Below are 16750 nucleotides of genomic sequence, written 5' to 3' on the forward strand. Positions count from 1 at the left end.
CCGCCTGACGCTCGGGCTCGGGCTCAGACCCCTACCGGCACCGCCGCCGGCGTGACCCGCACCAGCACGGCCTTCGACACCGGGGTGTTGCTGCCGATGGCCGCGCTGTCGAGCGGCACGAGCACGTTCGCCTCGGGGAAGTAGGCCGCGGCGCACCCCCGGGCCGTCGGGTAGGCGACCACGCGGTAGTCGCGCAGCACCCGCTCGACGTCGTCGGTCCAGACCGTCGAGACGTCGACCTTCTGGCCGTCGGTCAGCCCGAGGTCGTCGAGGTCGAGCGGGTTGACGAACACCACGTGCCGACCCTTCTTGATGCCGCGGTAGCGGTCGTTGAGGCTGTAGATCGTGGTGTTGTACTGGTCGTGCGAGCGCAGGGTCTGCAAGAGCAGCGTGCCCTCGGGGCGTTCGACGTGCTCGAGGTCGTTGACGGTGATCATCGCCTTGCCGACCGTCGTCGGGAACGTCCGCGAGTCACGCGGCCCGTTCGGCAGGACGAACCCGTCACGACTGCGCACCCGCTCGCTGTACCGCTCGAAGCCGGGCACGACACGGCTGATGTGGTCGCGCAGCGTGTCGTAGTCGTCCTCGAACGACTTCCAGTCGATCTCGAGGTCGGCCCGGTCGCCGAGCGTGGCCCGGGCCAGGCGGCTGACGATGGCGACCTCGCTGAGCAGGTCGGGCGCGACGGGCGGCACCTGGCCGTGGCTGCCGTGCACCGAGCACACGGTGTCCTCGACCGAGACGAACTGCGGCCCCGCCTCTTGGACGTCGATCTCGGTGCGGCCGAGCGTCGGCAGGATGAGCGCCTCGGCGCCGACGACGGCGTGCGAGCGGTTGAGCTTCGTCGACACCTGCACGGTCATGTCGGTGCCGCGCATCGCGGCCTCGGCGAGCTGGGTGTCCGAGATCGCGGCCACGAGGTTGCCGCCCATGCCCATCCAGAACTTGATCCGCCCCTCCTGCATGGCCGTGATGCCCTTGAGGGCGTCGACGCCGTGCTCGCGGGGCGGGTCGAAGCGGAACTCCTTCTGCAGCGCGTCGAGGAACTCGTCCGAGACCTGCTCCCAGATGCCCATGGTGCGGTCGCCCTGCACGTTGCTGTGCCCGCGGATCGGCGAGGCGCCGGCACCCGGCTTGCCGATGTTGCCGCGCAACAGCAGCAGGTTGATGATCTCCTTGATGGTGTCGACGGCCTTGCGGTGCTGCGTGATGCCCATCGCCCAGGTGATGATCACGCGGTCCGAGGCCAGGTAGCGGTCGGCGAGCTCGTCGATCTCGGCCCGGTCGAGGCCGGTCGCCAGCAGCACCTCGTCGTCGTCGACCTGCGCGATGTGCTCGCGGAAGGCCTCGAGCCCGACGGTGTGCTCGGCCAGGAACTCGTGGTCGAGCACCGTGCCGGGCGCGGCGTCCTCGGCCTCGAGGACGCGCTTGGCGACCGCCTGCAGCAGGGCCATGTCGCCGCCGAGCCGGATCTGCAAGAACTGGTCGGCGATCTCGGTGCCGCGTCCCGCGACGCCGCGCGGCAGCTGCGGGTTCTTGTACCGACGCAGGCCGGCCTCGGGCAGCGGGTTGACCGCGACGATCTTCGCGCCCTTGAACTTGGCGTCCTCGAGGGCCGTCAGCATGCGCGGGTGGTTGGTGCCCGGGTTCTGCCCCAGGATGATGATCAGGTCGGCCTGCTCGAAGTCGTCGTACGCGATCGTCGACTTGCCGATGCCGACCACCTCGGCCATGGCGAGGCTCGTCGACTCGTGGCACATGTTCGAGCAGTCGGGCAGGTTGTTCGTGCCGAACGCGCGCACGAAGAGCTGGTAGGCGAAAGCGGCCTCGTTCGAGGTGCGGCCCGAGGTGTAGAACGACGCCTCGTCCGGGCTGTCGAGCGACCTCAGCTTGTCGCCGACGATGCGGAACGCCTCGGCCCACGACACCTCGCGGTAGTGGTCGCTCCCGGCCGGCTTGTGCACGGGCTTGGTGAGGCGGCCCTGCATGCCGAGCCAGTACTCGGTCTTGTCGAGCAGGTCGGTGATCGAGTGCTCGGCCCAGAACGTGTCGGGCACGAGCACCGGGTTGGCCTCCCAGGTGACCGCCTTGGCGCCGTTCTCGCAGAACTCGGCCACCTTGCGGTGGTTCGGGTCGGGCCAGGCGCAGCTCATGCAGTCGAAGCCGTCCTTCTGGTTCAGCGACGTCATGAGCTTGACGGTGCGGGCCAGCCCGAGCTGCTTGATCGCCGGGTCCATCGAGTGCAGCACGCCGGGCACGCCGGCGGCCCACTCGCGCGGAGGGCCGACCTCGATGTCGGCGTCGGTCACGTCGGAGACGGGCGGTTTCTCGGTCACGGTCTGATTCCGATCGTCAAAGGGACGGGCGAGGAGGCGCGCGTCGCGCCACCGGGGGTGTCGGGGGAGTCGGAGGACGAGGAGGCGCGGGCCGCGTCGCCGGGGACGCTCGCGTGGGCGGCCGGCTCGGTCCCGTCGGGCTCGCCCAGCCGGTCGGGCCGTGAGTAGACGACCATCGACCGACCGCGGAGGAACCCGACGATCGTGACGCCGAGCTCGGTCGCGAGGTCGACGGCGAGCGACGACGGAGCCGACACGGCGGCGAGCACCGGGATGCCGGCCATCGAGGCTTTCTGGGTGAGCTCGAACGAGGCGCGACCCGAGACCATCAGGACGGTCCCGGTCAACGGCAGCCGCGCCTCCTTGACGGCCCAGCCGACGACCTTGTCGACGGCGTTGTGTCGCCCGACGTCCTCGCGCAGCACGAGCAGCTCGCCGGTCCGGCCGTCGAACAGGGCCGCGGCGTGCAGTCCGCCGGTCTTCTCGAAGACGTCCTGCCCCTCGCGCAGACGGTCGGGGAAGGTCGCGAGCAGCGCGGGGTCGACGACGAGGGGGTCGTGCAGCACCTCGTGTCGCGACGTCGTGCGCACGGCGTCGATCGAGGCCTTGCCGCAGAGTCCGCACGAGCTCGTCGTGTAGAACGCCCGCTCGAGGCTGGGGTCGGGCGCGGGCACCCCGGGCGCGAGCGTGACGTCGAGCACGTTGTAGGTGTTGAGCCCCTCGGCCGTGGCGCCGGCGCAGTAGCGGGCCGCGAAGAACTCGTCACCGGTCGAGATGACGGCCTCCGACACGAGGAACCCCGCGGCGAGGTCGAAGTCGTGCCCGGGCGTGCGCATGGTGATGGCGAGCGACGTGCCGCCGACGCGGATCTCGAGGGGCTCCTCGACGGCGAGGGTGTCCATCGTCCTGCGGACTCCCGCCGAGCCGTCGTCGCCGACCGTGATGCGGGTCACCGGCTTGCGGGACGTGATGCGTGCCATGGGTCAGGTCTACCCCTCGAACCCGGAATCCGAAAGCCGGCGGGGCTCGCGTCTCACCACGGCAGCCCGAGCGCCGGGACGACGTCGCCGGCCCGCGCCCCGCCCTCGGGCACGATCAGCAGCCCGTCGGCGTCGGCCAGGCCGCGCAGCATCGCGGACGACTGCCGCTCGGTCGGCACGGCGCCGTCCGGCGTCACCCGGTACGCCTGCACGAGCGATCCGGCCCGGGGGTGGGCGACGTCGACCGCGAGCGTGACGGACCCGGGAGGCGCGGGTCGCCTGCCGAGGAGGCCGTCCACCACCGCGGTCCCCACGACCACGAGCCCGACGTAGGCGGCCATCGGGTTGCCCGGCAGGCACAGGTACAGCGTCCCGCCCCGCCGCGCGACCACCAGGGGCTGCCCGGGACGCATCGCGAGACCGTCGACCACCAGCTCGGCGCCCGACCGTTCGAGGGCGGCCCGGACGTGGTCGGTCGGGCCGTGCGCGGTGCCGCCGGTCGTCACCACGAGGCGGCGGTCGGGGCGGTCCAGCGCGGCGACCGTCGCGTCGAGGTCGTCGGACACCCGCGTCGTCGTCGCCGGCGCGGCGCCGAGAGAGTCGAGGAGGCGCGGCACCGGCACCGAGAACACGTCGCGGACCGTGCCGGGTCCGGGCACGCCCTCGGCCACGACCTCGTCGCCGAGCACGACCAGGGCGACCGTCGGGCGTGCGACGACCGGTACGGAGTCGTGCCCGCCGAGGGCCAGCACGGCGACGCGGGGCGGGGTGAGCGTCGTGCCCGCGGCGACGAGGGCGTCACCGACGTCGATCTCCTCGCCGGCCCGACGGACGTGCGACGGGCGGCGGGGATCGTCGTCGGCCGTCACGACGCCGTCGGACAGGTGCCCGGACTCCGAGCGGAGCACGCGGTCGGTCCCGGTCGGCACGACGGCCCCCGTGGTCACCGGTCGGGCGACCCCTGGCGGCAGCAGGGCGGCGTCCTCGGAGACCGGGCCCGCGACGATCGACGTGCCGAGGCGCCACGGCCCCTCGCCGGCGACCGCCCAGCCGTCCATCGCCGAGACGTCGGAACCGGGCACGCGTGCGAGGCTCGTGACGTCGTGGGCGAGCGTGCGACCGACCGCGTCGGCGAGCCCCACGGTCTCGAGGGCGCGGGGCAGGGCCCGGGCGGCGTCGGCGGCCTCGGCGCGGGCGACCCGCCAGTCGGCCCGCCGGACCGTCACTCGGGGTCGGCCGTGGCCAGCGCGGTGGCGGTCGCCACGGCCCGGTCGAGTTCGACCTGCGAGCCACCGGCGAGGCCCGCGGCGTAGCCGACGAGGAAGGTCGTCAGCGGCGCGGCCGGGCGGGCGACCCCGTGCGCCGCGTCGCGGGCGAGGTCGAGCACCACGGGGACGTCGACCACGAAGTCGGCGGGCAGGCCCAGGGCCTGGACGAGTCGTGCGGCCCAGACGTCGAGTTCGGCAGGTGTGTCGGTCATGGTCGACACTCAACCAGTCGCATCGGGCTCGTGCCGGACGACACCCAGGCGGTCGGCGTCGGCGACGGTGTCGACGTCGGCGCAGAACTCGTCGGGAAGGGACACCTCGAGCAGGTCGAGCCCGTCGAGCAGGCGACGCAGTGAGAGATCGGCGAGGGGGCCGTCGGCCCGCAGGGTCGCGAGTCGGGTCTCGAGGGCGCCGGTCCGGTAGAGGCCGAGCAGCGGTTGTCGTCGCCCGCCCGAGTCGACCGCCAGCAGGCCGTCACGGCGATCGTCGCCGGCCACGTCCCCGCCGGAGAGCAGGGCCTGCACGGCCTCGGGCGCTCGGGGCAGGTCGCAGGCCAGCACGAGGGTCCAGGGGGCCGCGTCCCCGACGGCGTCGAGACCGGCCGCGAGGGCCGCCACCGGCCCCGACCAGGCGGGCTCCTCGCGGGTCAGCAGCGCGCCGGCGGGCGGCACCCGTCCCTCGCGCAGGCCGACCACGACGAGGGTGCGGGCCCCGGTCGACGCGTCGACGGCCCGGTCGAGCAGTGTCGCGTCGCCGCTCGTGAACGCGGTCTTGTCGGCGCCGTCCACCCGGGAGGCGCGACCCCCGGCGAGCAGGACGGCGTCGACGTCAGGACCCACGGTCACCCTCGGGGGCCGGTCGCGGCGAGACGTGCGGCCAGGGTGCCCTCGTCGGGGACGAACCAGACGTGCCGGCCGCGGTTGGATTCGCGAACCCAGTCGCGGAAGGCTGCGCTCGCCGCCTCGTGCCGGCCGACGTCGCCCAGGACGACCAACTGCACGCGGTAGTTCACGAGCTTCTGGGCGAAGTCACCCGCGCGGCGGGTGCTCAGGTCGAAGAAGGCCGGATCGAGACGGCCGACCGGCACGACGACGGCCGACGCGTCGGCGCCGAACGCTTCTCCGACGAGGTCGACGGCGTCCGCCTCGGTCGACAAGCGGGGCCCGACCGGGTCGACGTGCAGGACGCGATGAGGGCCGTGGTCGTCGATGCGCATGCCCACAGGCTAAGCGCAGGAGGCGCGGTGCCGGTCGGTACCGGCACCGCGCCTCCTGCAGGCCTCGCGGGCGTCAGCCCGCGGCGACCTGCTCGTCGCGCTTCGGCAGCACCCAGCCCGGACGGACGAAGTGGCAGGTGTATCCGAAGGGGTCCTTCTCGAGGTAGTCCTGGTGCTCTTCCTCGGCCTCCCAGAAGTCGCCCGCGGCGGTGACCTCGGTGACGACCTTCCCGGGCCAGATGCCCGAGGCGTCGACGTCGGCGATGGTGTCGAGGGCCGTGGCACGCTGCTCGTCGTTCGTGTAGAAGATCGCCGAGCGGTAGCTGTCACCGACGTCGTTGCCCTGACGGTCCTTCGTCGACGGGTCGTGGATCTGGAAGAAGAACTCGAGGATCTCGCGGTACGAGGTCAGGCCCGGGTCGAACACGATCTCGACCGCCTCGGCGTGACCGCGATGGTTGCGGTAGGTGGCGTTCGGCACGCTGCCGCCCGAGTAGCCGACACGGGTCGAGACGATGCCCGGTCGACGGCGCAGCAGCTGCTGGGCACCCCAGAAGCAGCCGCCGGCGAGGATCGCGGTCTCGGTCGTGCCGCTGGGTGCGGGGGTGGATTCGGGGGAGAAGAGCGTCATGTAGGCACCGTATCCTTCGGTTTCGAGTGAGGCGTAGGGGACGAAGCGGAGAGCCGCCGAGTTGATGCAGTAGCGCAGCCCCCCGGTGGCGGTGGGGCCGTCCCGGAAGACGTGGCCGAGGTGGCTGTCCCCGGCGGTGGAGCGCACCTCGGTGCGCTTGAAGAACAACCCCTCGCGCCTCTCGACGACGTGTTCGGCGTCGATCGGGCGCGTGAAGCTCGGCCAGCCCGTGCGGCTGTCGAACTTGTCGACCGAGGCGAACAGGGGCTCGCCCGAGACCAGGTCGACGTAGATGCCCGCGTCCTTCGAGTCCCAGAACTCGTTGCGGAACGCGGGTTCGGTTCCGCCGCCCTGGGTCACGCGGCGCTGGGTCGACGTGAGGCGGGCGACCGCCTCGGGGTCTTTCCGGTACTGGTTCGACATGATGCCTCCTGTTCGTCGGCGTCGGTCTGATCGGATGGGGTCGGGTGCCCGCGGTCGCGTCGATGCCTCTCACGACAACAACCGGGCGGCGCCGGGTGTTCCGTCGGCCTGCGAGGATCGACGCATGAGCCTGATCCGACTGAACGACGTGACCGTCCGCTTCGACGGCACCCCGGTGGTGCGCGAGGCGTTCTTCCGCCTCGACGAGAAGGAGCGCGTGGGGATCGTCGGTCGCAACGGCAGTGGCAAGTCCACGCTGCTCAAGCTGATGCTCGACCAGGTGCAGCCCGACGAGGGCACGGTCACGCTCGAGCAGGGCGTGCGGGTGGGGTACTTCTCGCAGTTCTCCGAGCTGGACGGCACGCAGACGATCGTCGAGGTGCTGACCGGGCTCTTCGCCCACGAGCGCCAGGTCGAGGCCGACCTGGCGCAGATCGACGCCGACATCGCCGTGGTCGCCATGGACCCCGACGGCGGGGCAGCCCTCGACCAGCTCATCCACCGGCAGTCCGAGTTGTTCGCCGAGATGGACCGGGTCGACGGCTGGGAGTACCCGCGCCGCATCGACACCGCCCTGAGCGTCCTCGGGTTCAGCGACGCGCACCGCACGAGCCCGATCGACGACCTCAGCGGCGGCTGGCGCAACCGGGCGGCCCTGGCGAAGATCGTCCTCGAGGACCCCGACGTGCTGCTGCTCGACGAGCCCACGAACTTCCTCGACGTGGTCGGCGTCGAGTGGCTCGAGTCCTGGTTCCGCGACTTCCACGGCGCGGCCGTCGTCGTGTCGCACGACCGCAGCTTCCTCGACGCGGTGGTCACCCGCATCGTCGAGGTCGAGAACTTCCACCTGCACGACTACCCGGGCGACTTCGCCGAGTACGTCGTGCAGAAGCAGTTCCGGTTGAAGAGCCTCGAGCAGCAGTTCGTGCACGAGTCCGAGCTGCTCGCGTTCGAGGCCGAGGGCATCTCGGACCGCCGCGACGCCGCGAAGGCCGCCAAGCGGCAGGACGGTGGCGACCTGCTGAAACAGCTGGCCAAGGTCAAGAAGTCGCGGGCTCCGCGTCCGGTCGACCAGATCATCACCGAGATCTACTCGGGGCTGCACGTCAAGGACGTCCTCTGCCGGGTCGACGGCCTCGGCAAGGCCCGCGACGACCGCACGCTCTTCGACGACCTCACCTTCGAGCTGCGCCGCGGCGACCGCCTGGTGGTCACGGGCGCGAACGGCAGCGGCAAGAGCACCCTGCTGCGCGTGCTGACCGGCGAGGAACGCGCCGACGCCGGTCGGGCCGCGTGGGCCGGCGGGGTCAAGGTGGTCTCGTACGACCAGGTGCTCGCCGAGCTCGACGACGACGACACCGTCACGCACTCGGTCAACGCCATGCCCGACAGCCTCGCCTTGACGGCGACGCGCAAGTCGGTCGGGCGGTTCCTCGCGATGTTCCAGTTCAGCGAGGCCGACCTCAAGAAACGCATCGGGGCGCTCTCGGGTGGTCAGCGGGCCCGTGTCGCGATGGCCCAGTGCCTGCTCTCCGGTGCCTCGGTGCTGCTGCTCGACGAGCCCACCAACCACCTCGACGTGCCGAGCGCCCAGGTCATGGAGCGCGCGCTGCAGCACTTCCCCGGCGCGGTCGTCGTGGTCAGCCACGACCGGTTCTTCGCCGACAAGGTCGCGACCCGACGGCTGGTGTTCGGGGCGGACGCCGAGCGGCCCGAGCGCGTGGCGGTCACCGCCGCCTGAGCCGTGGGGCCGCGCCGGGTCGCGTCGGGCCGCGCCGGGCCGGCGTGCGACCGGGCCGGCGCGTGACCGGGCTCAGCCCTCGGTCGTCAGCTGCCGGACGACCTCGGCGACGCCAGAGACGACGAGCCCGGACGCACCCCCGTCGAGTGCGGCGCGAGCGGCGTCCAGGTCGGACACGATGTGGCCGAGGACCGGCTTGCCGGTGGCCGTCATCGTCGCCCAGGTCGCGGCCGGGGCGGACCAGTCGAGGCCCAGCATGCTCCAGCTGTCGGAGGTCCGGGTGAGCAGCTCGGGGTCTTCCGCCAGCTCGTCGGCGTAGTAGTACCCCCAGGTCGCGCACCCCTCGGCCGCGACGAGGTCGCCCCAGTCGGTCTGCGTGCAGTAGCCCTTGCCGACGAGCGTCTGCGTCAGGTCGGCCGTGCCGAGTCGGGTCCGGGCGATCTCGAACAGCTCGGGGTAGAAGCGGGGGGCGACGTACTTCGGGTCGACGAAGAGGGCGTGTTCGCGGCCGAACTCGCGCACGATCTCGTCGAAGCGTGCGTACGGCTGGTCCGACTGCCCGGTGTCGCTCGTCTCGGCCGCCGAGATGCGGTACCGCTGCACCTCGCTCCAGGTGTGCTCGGCGGCGACGAAGCCGGACGTGCCCGAGGTGCGGTCGAGGGTCTCGTCGTGCAGGCCGAACCACACGCCGTCCGAGGTGCGGGCGAGCGACATCTCGAGCCCGTCGACCCCGGCCGCGACCGACTGCCGGTAGGCGAACAGCGACATCTCGGGCCAGTCGCGTGACCCGCCGCGGTGCGCGACGGTGGCGGGACGTGCGGCCCGCAGGGCGTCGACCGCGCGGGGAGGCGCGGTCGGCGTGACCCGCGCCTCCTCGGTCAGGCGCGCGTTCCGGAGGGCCACACCCGTGCCGGCCGCTCCGAGGACGGCGACGCCGCCTGCCGCGAGCAGCACGGCGCGGCGGGACACGGGGGAGCGCGGCGGGAGAGAGGACGGCATGGCCTCACTATGAGCCGTCTCCGGGGGTGGTCGCGACCACTCGTCCCGGGTTCACCCGGTCTTCGCCCGGATGCCTCGTGTCGGGGCGTGGGTCCCGGGAGCGGACGGGACACCGTGTCACGGCGCGACGCCTCGTCCCCTCGCGAATGTTCTGCGGAGGGGGCTGAGCGACGCGCGTAGGGTCGGCGACATGACCGATCTCGACGGAGCCGTGGTGCTCGTGGCCGGCGCGTCCGGCGGACTCGGCGTGCGCGTCGCCGCGATGCTCGAGGACGAGGGGGCCGTCGTCGTGCGCGCGGCGCGACGCCCGGACCCGCTGTCGGGGCCGGGCGCCTACCTCGCCGACCTGCGCGACCCGTCAGGAGGCGCGGCGCTGGTCCGTTCGGCCCTCGACGAGCACGGACGCCTCGACGGCGTCGTGGTCGCCGCGGGCGTCGTCGCCTTCGGAGCGGCGAAGGACCTCGACGACGACACGCTCGACGAACTCGTCGGGACAAACGCGCTCGGGCCGATCCGTCTGCTGCGCGACGCCCATGCCGCCCTCGCGCAGTCCGCCGAGGCCGGCCGGAAGCCGTTCGTCGTGACCATCAGCGGGGTCGTGTCCGAGGCGCCGACGGTCGGCATGGCCGCGTACTCGGCGTCGAAGGCGGCCCTGGCGGCCTTCGTGTCGGCCGCCGGACGAGAGTACCGGCGCGACGGCATCCGCGTGCTCGACGCACGCCCGGGGCACACCGACACCGGGCTCGCGACCCGGGCCGTGGCGGGGCAGGCCCCGACGTTCGGTGCGGCCCTCGACCCGGACGCGGTGGCCGAGCGGATCGTGCGGGCCATCGCCGACGGTGAGAAGGACCTGCCCAGCTCGGCGTTCGCGGGCTGAAGGCGAACGGCGGCTGAAGGTGACCCGCTGAACGTGCCTAGCTGAACTCGTCGCCGACGAGGCGCAACAGATCGGCCAGCTGTGCCTGCTGGGCCGGCGAGAGGGAGTGCAGCCTGGCGCTCTCGGCGTCGACCAGGCTGAGCATGGCGGCGTCGACCCGGGCGATGCCGTCCTCGGTCACGCGCACCAGCACGCCGCGGCCGTCGCTCGGGTCGCCCCGGCGCTCGACCAGCCCGCGCTCGACCAGACGGTCGAGACGGTTGGTCATCGTGCCGCTCGTCACCATGGTCGCCGTGACGAGGTGCTTCGGGCTGAGCTGGAAGGGATCGCCGGCCCGACGCAGGGCCGAGAGCACGTCGAACTCCCAGATCTCGAGGCCGGCGTGGGCGAAGGCCTCGCTGCGGATGCGGTCGAGGCGACGCGACAGGCGGCGGAGGCGGGAGAAGACGTCGAGGGGTGCGAAGTCGATGTCGGGGCGCTCGCGGGCCCAGGCGTCGATGATCAGGTCGACTTCGTCGTTCGTGGCCACGGTGGTGCGTTCCAATCGGTCGTGTCGTGCACTTCATCTTCGTCCACCCGCCGGGGAATCGGCCACACGGGCTCACCCGCCGGCTACTGGTACGTCACCAGGTCGGGCGTCGGCGACACGTCGGCCATGGTCTGCTCGGGGCTGAGCATCGGGGTGTCCTCGTCGTAGAAGTTCTTCCATCCCCAGGCGACCCCGGCCGGGGCGCCGTCGTGCAGCGTGCGCCAGGTGGCCTGCTTGTCGGGCTGCGAGCCCTGACCGTCGGCGTGGATGAGCGTGGCCAGCTCGGGGCGGGACGTGTCGATCGACGCCCGGTCGCGCAGCATGTCGAGCCGGAACTGGTGCAGGACGAACATCTTCGGCGGCAGGCCCTTCGACGCCACGAGGTCGGCCAGCCAGGTCGACACGGCGTTCACCTCGCTCGCCTCGACGCCCCCGATCTGTCGCAGCGGCACCTGATCGGCCTCGAGGCGCCATTCGGGGTCGAGGGCCAGTCCGACGTTCGGCTTCGAGAGCAGCGACTCGTAGCGCTTCGCCTGGCTCAAGAAGTCGGCGCGCCCGGGCTGCAGGTCGATGACCACGTACTGACCCGCGGCGGCGGCCGCCTCGACGTAGGGCTCGATGCTCTCGACCGACAGCTCGTTCGAGTAGTCGCCGTCGTCCCCCGCGGCACCGGCGGCGACGGTCGCGATGACCTCGAGCATCGGCACGACGGGACGGTCGCTCGCCACGTCGTAGCTCGCCGCGACGTCGGCGGCCCGCTGCACGGTCGCCGCGACGTCCTGCTCGCCCAGAACCCCGAGGGCGCCGGTACCGGGTGCCCCGTAGAGCGCCACGAACCGTCGGTCGGGGAAGAACCGCTGCCCGCCGCCGGGCAGCTGCGCACCGGACCGGGCGGCCGCGACCGACCACCCGGGGTCGCGCACGGTCGAGAACGACGCGCCGATCAGCACCGTGTCGGTCGTCGGCGAGGCATGCAGGGCGTCGATCACGTCGCCGGAGGCCTGCAGGTCGACGACCCCGTCGGGCAGCTCCTGCACCTCGGCGCCAGCCGCCCGCGCGGTGGCCGTGGCCGCGACGTCGTCGGCCCCCGCCGCGACGGCGAGGACGTCGTCGAGGGGCGTCGCCGCGTCGGGCACGTCGACCGAGGAGGCGCTGGTCGCCACCTCGACACGCGTCCCCTCGATCGCCCCCACGTCGCCCACCGCCAACACGGTCTCGACACCGAGCCGATCGAGCTCGGCCGCCAGGACGGACGGCCCGGTCGCCTCGTCTCCGGTCGCCTCGTCTCCGGTCGACGGGCCGCCGGTCGGCGACCCGGTCGAGGTCCCCGCCGGGGCGAGCAGCATCGGCACGCCGAGTCGTTCCGCCTCGTCGGCCGCCTCCGCCTGGCCTGCCGCGTCCCCGTCCGGGGCGACGACCGCCACCGGACTCGAGGCGAACATCGCCCGGCTGGCCTCGACGGCCCTCTCGGGGGCGGTGGCGGCACCGACCACGGTGACCCGCGCCTCCTGCTCGCGGGTGACGAGGGCGGTGCGACCGTCGGCGTCGTCGACCGAGGTGGACGTGCAGCCGGCGACGACGAGCAGGGCCACGGCGGTGAGCGCCGCCGTGGTCGCCGGGCGGCGGCGGGGGGCGCGGGCGGAGGGTGGTCGGGTGGAGGAAAGCACCGATCCACGGTAACCGCGACCGCCGACACCGGTGGGCCGACGGGTCAGCTCAGGATGTCCTTGGTGGTGAACCGGCCGAGGGCCAGCGCACCGAAGACGACGACGTAGCCGGCCTGCAGCAAGGCGTTGGCACCGAACGAGTCCCAGGCGATCGGGTCGCGCATCAGGTCGGCGAAACCGAGCCAGTGGTGCGTGAACAGCCACGGGTCCAGGACGTCCAACTGCGGCAGGGCGTCGACGATCTGGGCCACGGTCGACAGCACGATCGTCGCCGCCATGGCCCCGACCGGCACGCTCGTGAGCGTCGAGGCGAAGAGGCCGATCGCCGTGAGGCCCAGCAGCGACATGGTCACGTAGAGGGCCATCAGCAGCAGCCTCAGCGCGTAATCGCCCAGGCCGATCGTCTGACCCGAGAGCAGGGTGACCGGCCCGACCGGGAACAACGCGGCACCGGCGATCGCGCCGAAGACGACCACGACGAGCGTGGCGGCGAGGCAGAACGCCGCCGCGGCCGCGTACTTGACGAGCAGGAGGCGCACCCGGCCCACCGGGGTCACCACGAGGTACCGCAGGGTGCCGAGGCTCGCCTCGCCGGCGATCGTGTCGCCGGCGACGACCCCCACGGTAAGCGGCAGGAAGAGCGGGATCGCCACCGTCAGGGCGGTGAGCGAGACGAAGAGGCCGTTCTGCGTGATGTCACCGAGGAAGGCCGGTCCGCGACCACCGTCGCCGTCGGACGACGTGACCCGGACGGCGACGGCGAGCAGCACCGGGATCAGGGCCAGCGCGGCGAGCAGAGCGATCGTCCGGACGCGGCGGAAGAGCACCGCCAGTTCGCTCCCCAGGAGGGCGAGACCCAGCCCGCCCCGCGGACGGTCGGCCGGGAGGACGGCGTCGGGACGCGTGTCCCGGGGGTCAACCGGCGACATCGAAGCCCTCCCCTGTCAGGTCGACGAAGCGGTCCTCGAGGCTGGCTCCGGCCACCTCGAACCCGCGCACGCGAACGTCCGCGGCGACGAGGGCGACCACGATCGACTCGGGCGAGAGCCCCTCGACGGCGAGATCGGCCTCCACGCTCACCGAACCGCCTGCAGTCGCGGGCGTCGCGTCCGGCCGAACCCGCGCCTCCGGGGCGAGTCCCAGGCGCACGAGGACGTCGCGGGCGGCGTCCGGGTCGGGCGTGAGCAGGCGGACCCGGTGCGTGCCGAGGGCGCGCAGGTCGTCGAGCGTGCCCTGGGTCAGCAGGCGTCCGGCGCTCATCACGCCGATGTGGGTGCACATCTGCTCGACCTCGCTGAGCAGGTGGCTCGAGACGAAGACGGTCGTGCCCTCGTCGGCGAGGGATCGGATCAGGGTGCGGACCTCGCGCGTGCCTTGCGGGTCGAGGCCGTTGCTCGGTTCGTCGAGCACCAGCAGGTCCCGCGGCATGAGCAGGGCGTTGGCGATGCCGAGGCGCTGCTTCATGCCGAGCGAGTACGCGTGGGCCTTCTTCGCGGCGGCGTGCCCGAGCCCGACGCGGTCGAGGGCGGCGTCGACACGGGCGCGGCGCGTGGAGGCCGGGGCGGAGCGGTCGCCCGAGTCGAGCCGGTGCAGGTTGGCCCGGCCCGACAGGAACGGGTAGAACGCCGGGCCCTCGACCAGGGCGCCGACACGAGGCAGCACGCGACGCAGGTCGTCGGGCATGGACCCGCCGAGCACCCGGATGTCGCCGCTCGACGCCGAGGTGAGCCCCAGCAGCATGCGGATCGTGCTGGTCTTGCCCGAGCCGTTCGGGCCGAGGAACCCGTAGACGCTGCCGTGCGGCACCGCGAGGTCGACACCGTCGACGGCCCGCTGGTGGCCGAACTGCTTCGTCAGACCCGTCGTCTCGACGGCGAACGCCCCTCGGGAGGCGTCGCCGTCGGTCGACGCCGGGACGGTGGCGGTGTCGTGGCTCACCGGCCGGAGGTCACTGACCGGCGACGGCGGCCTGCAGCGTCGAGGCGTCGACCGCCCCGGCGAAGACCCGGCCGTCGTCGGTGAGCAGGACCGAGACCAGCGAGGTCTCGAGCACGCGACCCCCGTCGACCTTCGTCGTCAGCTGGTCGAGCAACCCCGTGCTGTCGGCGTCGGCCGACGAGGTGCCGTCGGTCGACCCCGCTGCCGGGGTGACCCCGACGATCGTGCTCCAGCCGGAGCCGATCACGGTCTTCTCGGCGTGCGCCGCGTCGCCTTCCGACCGTCCGGAGGCGCCGGTCGGCACGGTCACGTCCGTCACGGTCGCGTCCGCCGGGGGAGTGAACGCGAAGACGGACGCCGCAGGGGCACCGAAGTCGACCGAGGTGAACCCGGCCGACAGGGCCGGGTCGCTCTGCCCCTTCGCGGCGACGACGACCTTGAGCGGGATGCCGGTCTCGGCGTCGACGGTGAGTGTCGCGCTCGCGACGAGCGTCGAGGAGTCCTTCGGGGTCAGGACGACCTGGTACGCGTCGCGTCCGGCCACCCTGACGTCGGAATCGGCCGTGACGGTCGTCGTGGGCTCGATCGACGACAGGACCAGGTCGGCCAGTTCGGCCGGGGTCTGCGGGACGGTGGTGCCGTCGGGCAGGGCGCTCGGCTTCTCGGTGGCCCCCCGATCGGGCAGCGTCGCGTGCGTCGCGTCCTTCGTCTTCGAGTCGTAGGTCCACACGCTCGACCCGTCACGGATCACGTTGCGCTCGGCGAGGTCGTCGATGACCTGCACCCTCTGCTTCGTGGCGCCGTCGGCGTACACCTTGGCGGTGTGACTGCCGGTCAGCAGGTCGAGGGCGCCGGCGGCGTCGGACGACGACCCGCCGCCCGTGGCCTGCGCCGACACGTCGGGCAGCCCGAGGTCGGAGGTCTGCTCGATCGTGCCCGAGTAGGACGCCTCCGAGCTCGAGGCGGCCAGGGCCAGCACCTGCTGCGGGGTCTTGTCGGGCAGGTCGACGTCGGCCGTGGCCGAGACGGCGGGGACCACGATGCTCGCGGCGACGACGGCCACGGGGACGGCGGCGGCGGTGGCCCAGCGGGTGGACTTCTTCATGACGATCGCGACCTCTCACGCCGGGCCCCGAGCGGGTCGGCGATTGGACGGGAGACTACGCGCGAAGCCTGGAGATCGCTGTCATTCCGGCCGAGGTCCGCTCGACGTCGAGCGACGTGGGTATCAGAGCTCGACGACCTCGAACTCGAGCAGGTCGGCACCCGTCGCGACGGGACCCCTCGGGGCGTCGCCCGACCCGGTGGGGCGGGCGTGGACGGCCTGCGCGCCGTCGGCCGACCAGGCCGCGAAGTCCTCTTCGCTGCGCCAGGTCGTCACGACGAAGTAGCGGTCGTCGCCCGCGACGGGACGCAACAGCTGGAACCCCTCGAACCCCTCCGCCCCGTCGACCGAGTGCTTGCGCGCGGCGAAGCGTTTCTCGAGCTCGGGGCCGGAGCCCTCGGGGACGTGGATGGCGTTGATCTTGACGACGGACACGACGGTGCCTTTCGGTGGGGGGCGGAGGACGAGGAGGTGCGGTGACGACCCGGGGGACGACCGCGCGTCAGGCGGTCTTCATGACGTTGGCCGTGAACCCCTGGACCCGCTCGGCGAGGCCGGCCGAGCGGCGAGCGATCTGCTCGGGTGGGTTGAGGTGTGGGGGAGCGACCCGGATCAGCAAAGAGCAGGCGAGGTCCTCGCAGATGTAGGTGCCGAGCGTGTTGCCGTTCAGGCCGGCCTCGCCCGCTTTGGGGGCGGTGAAGAGTCGCACCTGCGTGGCCGGCTGGGGCGAGTGGCAGAGCGAGCACATGGCGGCGATGCCGGGGCGCAACGAGCTGCTCGACGAGCGGACGACGAGACCGACGGGCCGGTCGTCCATCCAGTGCACGATGTAGCCCCGGTGGTGGGCCTGCGGATCACGCCAGCCCAGGAACTCGCGCTCCTCCCACAGCATCTCGTGCAGACCGGGGATCGGCAGACGGTCGAGGTCGCCCGGCAGGGCGTTGACGAACGACTCGCGGATGTCGTTCTCGGTCAGCGGCTTCATGTTCTCCCTCGTGCCGTCGGGTCTCGTCAGCCTACGCGCCGGTCTAGCGTGGACG

17 protein-coding genes are annotated in these 16750 nt (G+C 72.7%); 2 read left to right on the forward strand and 15 right to left on the reverse strand.

Annotated features, from left to right (window positions below):
- Positions 1-23: 23 nt before the first annotated feature.
- The 7 genes from EDF50_RS09140 to EDF50_RS09170 all read right to left on the reverse strand — a co-directional run bounded on the left by EDF50_RS09140 (position 24) and on the right by EDF50_RS09170 (position 6854).
- Positions 24-2336, reverse strand: a complete 2313-nt coding sequence (locus tag EDF50_RS09140; protein WP_123519234.1) for an FdhF/YdeP family oxidoreductase — start codon at positions 2334-2336, stop codon at positions 24-26.
- Positions 2333-3316 carry a formate dehydrogenase accessory sulfurtransferase FdhD gene (gene fdhD / locus EDF50_RS09145; RefSeq protein ID WP_123519235.1) on the reverse strand — a complete coding sequence of 328 codons (984 nt, stop codon included), beginning with the start codon at positions 3314-3316 and terminating at the stop codon, positions 2333-2335. Before fdhD ends, EDF50_RS09140 begins: the two co-directional genes overlap by 4 nt.
- A 53-nt stretch (positions 3317-3369) precedes the next feature.
- Positions 3370-4542: a molybdopterin molybdotransferase MoeA gene (locus EDF50_RS09150; RefSeq protein ID WP_123519236.1), complete on the reverse strand. Its 1173-nt coding sequence runs from the start codon at positions 4540-4542 to the stop codon at positions 3370-3372.
- Positions 4539-4796 carry a DUF6457 domain-containing protein gene (locus EDF50_RS09155; protein WP_123519388.1) on the reverse strand — a complete coding sequence of 86 codons (258 nt, stop codon included), beginning with the start codon at positions 4794-4796 and terminating at the stop codon, positions 4539-4541. Before EDF50_RS09155 ends, EDF50_RS09150 begins: the two co-directional genes overlap by 4 nt.
- A gap of 9 nt (positions 4797-4805) precedes the next feature.
- Positions 4806-5423 carry a molybdenum cofactor guanylyltransferase gene (locus EDF50_RS09160; protein ID WP_158612676.1) on the reverse strand — a complete coding sequence of 206 codons (618 nt, stop codon included), beginning with the start codon at positions 5421-5423 and terminating at the stop codon, positions 4806-4808.
- Between the two features lie 2 nt (positions 5424-5425).
- Positions 5426-5800, reverse strand: a complete 375-nt coding sequence (locus tag EDF50_RS09165; protein WP_123519238.1) for a DUF4180 domain-containing protein — start codon at positions 5798-5800, stop codon at positions 5426-5428.
- Between the two features lie 73 nt (positions 5801-5873).
- The gene (locus EDF50_RS09170; protein WP_123519239.1) at positions 5874-6854 is read right to left on the reverse strand and encodes a bifunctional methionine sulfoxide reductase B/A protein; all 981 of its coding nucleotides are present in this window, start codon (positions 6852-6854) and stop codon (positions 5874-5876) included.
- 124 nt (positions 6855-6978) lie between these two features.
- Here EDF50_RS09170 and EDF50_RS09175 point away from each other — a divergent pair, with 124 nt between their 5' ends.
- Positions 6979-8595, forward strand: coding sequence for an ABC-F family ATP-binding cassette domain-containing protein (locus EDF50_RS09175; protein ID WP_123519240.1), 1617 nt, complete (start codon positions 6979-6981; stop codon positions 8593-8595).
- A 72-nt stretch (positions 8596-8667) separates the two neighbouring features.
- Here the strand turns inward: EDF50_RS09175 and EDF50_RS09180 are convergent, their stop codons facing one another.
- Positions 8668-9594, reverse strand: a complete 927-nt coding sequence (locus EDF50_RS09180; RefSeq protein ID WP_123519241.1) for a glycerophosphodiester phosphodiesterase family protein — start codon at positions 9592-9594, stop codon at positions 8668-8670.
- Positions 9595-9784: 190 nt separating this feature from the next.
- Here EDF50_RS09180 and EDF50_RS09185 point away from each other — a divergent pair, with 190 nt between their 5' ends.
- Positions 9785-10471 carry an SDR family oxidoreductase gene (locus tag EDF50_RS09185; protein WP_123519242.1) on the forward strand — a complete coding sequence of 229 codons (687 nt, stop codon included), beginning with the start codon at positions 9785-9787 and terminating at the stop codon, positions 10469-10471.
- Between the two features lie 37 nt (positions 10472-10508).
- Here EDF50_RS09185 and EDF50_RS09190 read toward each other — a convergent pair whose 3' ends face one another.
- The 7 genes from EDF50_RS09190 to EDF50_RS09220 all read right to left on the reverse strand — a co-directional run bounded on the left by EDF50_RS09190 (position 10509) and on the right by EDF50_RS09220 (position 16695).
- Positions 10509-11000: a MarR family winged helix-turn-helix transcriptional regulator gene (locus EDF50_RS09190; protein ID WP_054147589.1), complete on the reverse strand. Its 492-nt coding sequence runs from the start codon at positions 10998-11000 to the stop codon at positions 10509-10511.
- A gap of 83 nt (positions 11001-11083) precedes the next feature.
- Entirely contained in the window at positions 11084-12667 is a 1584-nt protein-coding gene (locus EDF50_RS09195; RefSeq protein WP_199738699.1) for a hypothetical protein, read from the reverse strand.
- Between the two features lie 44 nt (positions 12668-12711).
- Positions 12712-13596 (reverse strand): ABC transporter permease, encoded by an 885-nt coding sequence (locus tag EDF50_RS09200; protein ID WP_123519244.1) that lies wholly within the window; start codon positions 13594-13596, stop codon positions 12712-12714.
- Positions 13583-14605 carry an ABC transporter ATP-binding protein gene (locus EDF50_RS09205; RefSeq protein ID WP_123519245.1) on the reverse strand — a complete coding sequence of 341 codons (1023 nt, stop codon included), beginning with the start codon at positions 14603-14605 and terminating at the stop codon, positions 13583-13585. The genes EDF50_RS09200 and EDF50_RS09205 overlap by 14 nt, the downstream gene beginning before the upstream one ends.
- Before the next feature lie 10 nt (positions 14606-14615).
- Complete coding sequence (locus EDF50_RS09210; protein WP_123519246.1) at positions 14616-15710, reverse strand: sigma-E factor regulatory protein RseB domain-containing protein; 1095 nt, start codon at positions 15708-15710, stop codon at positions 14616-14618.
- A gap of 123 nt (positions 15711-15833) precedes the next feature.
- Positions 15834-16145: an antibiotic biosynthesis monooxygenase gene (locus EDF50_RS09215; RefSeq protein WP_123519247.1), complete on the reverse strand. Its 312-nt coding sequence runs from the start codon at positions 16143-16145 to the stop codon at positions 15834-15836.
- A gap of 67 nt (positions 16146-16212) precedes the next feature.
- Positions 16213-16695 carry an FBP domain-containing protein gene (locus EDF50_RS09220; RefSeq protein ID WP_123519248.1) on the reverse strand — a complete coding sequence of 161 codons (483 nt, stop codon included), beginning with the start codon at positions 16693-16695 and terminating at the stop codon, positions 16213-16215.
- Between the last annotated feature and the right edge of the window lie 55 nt (positions 16696-16750).

Origin of the sequence: Frigoribacterium sp. PhB24, assembly GCF_003755185.1 — a bacterium.
In the GTDB taxonomy this organism is placed as follows: Bacteria; Actinomycetota; Actinomycetes; order Actinomycetales; family Microbacteriaceae; genus Frigoribacterium.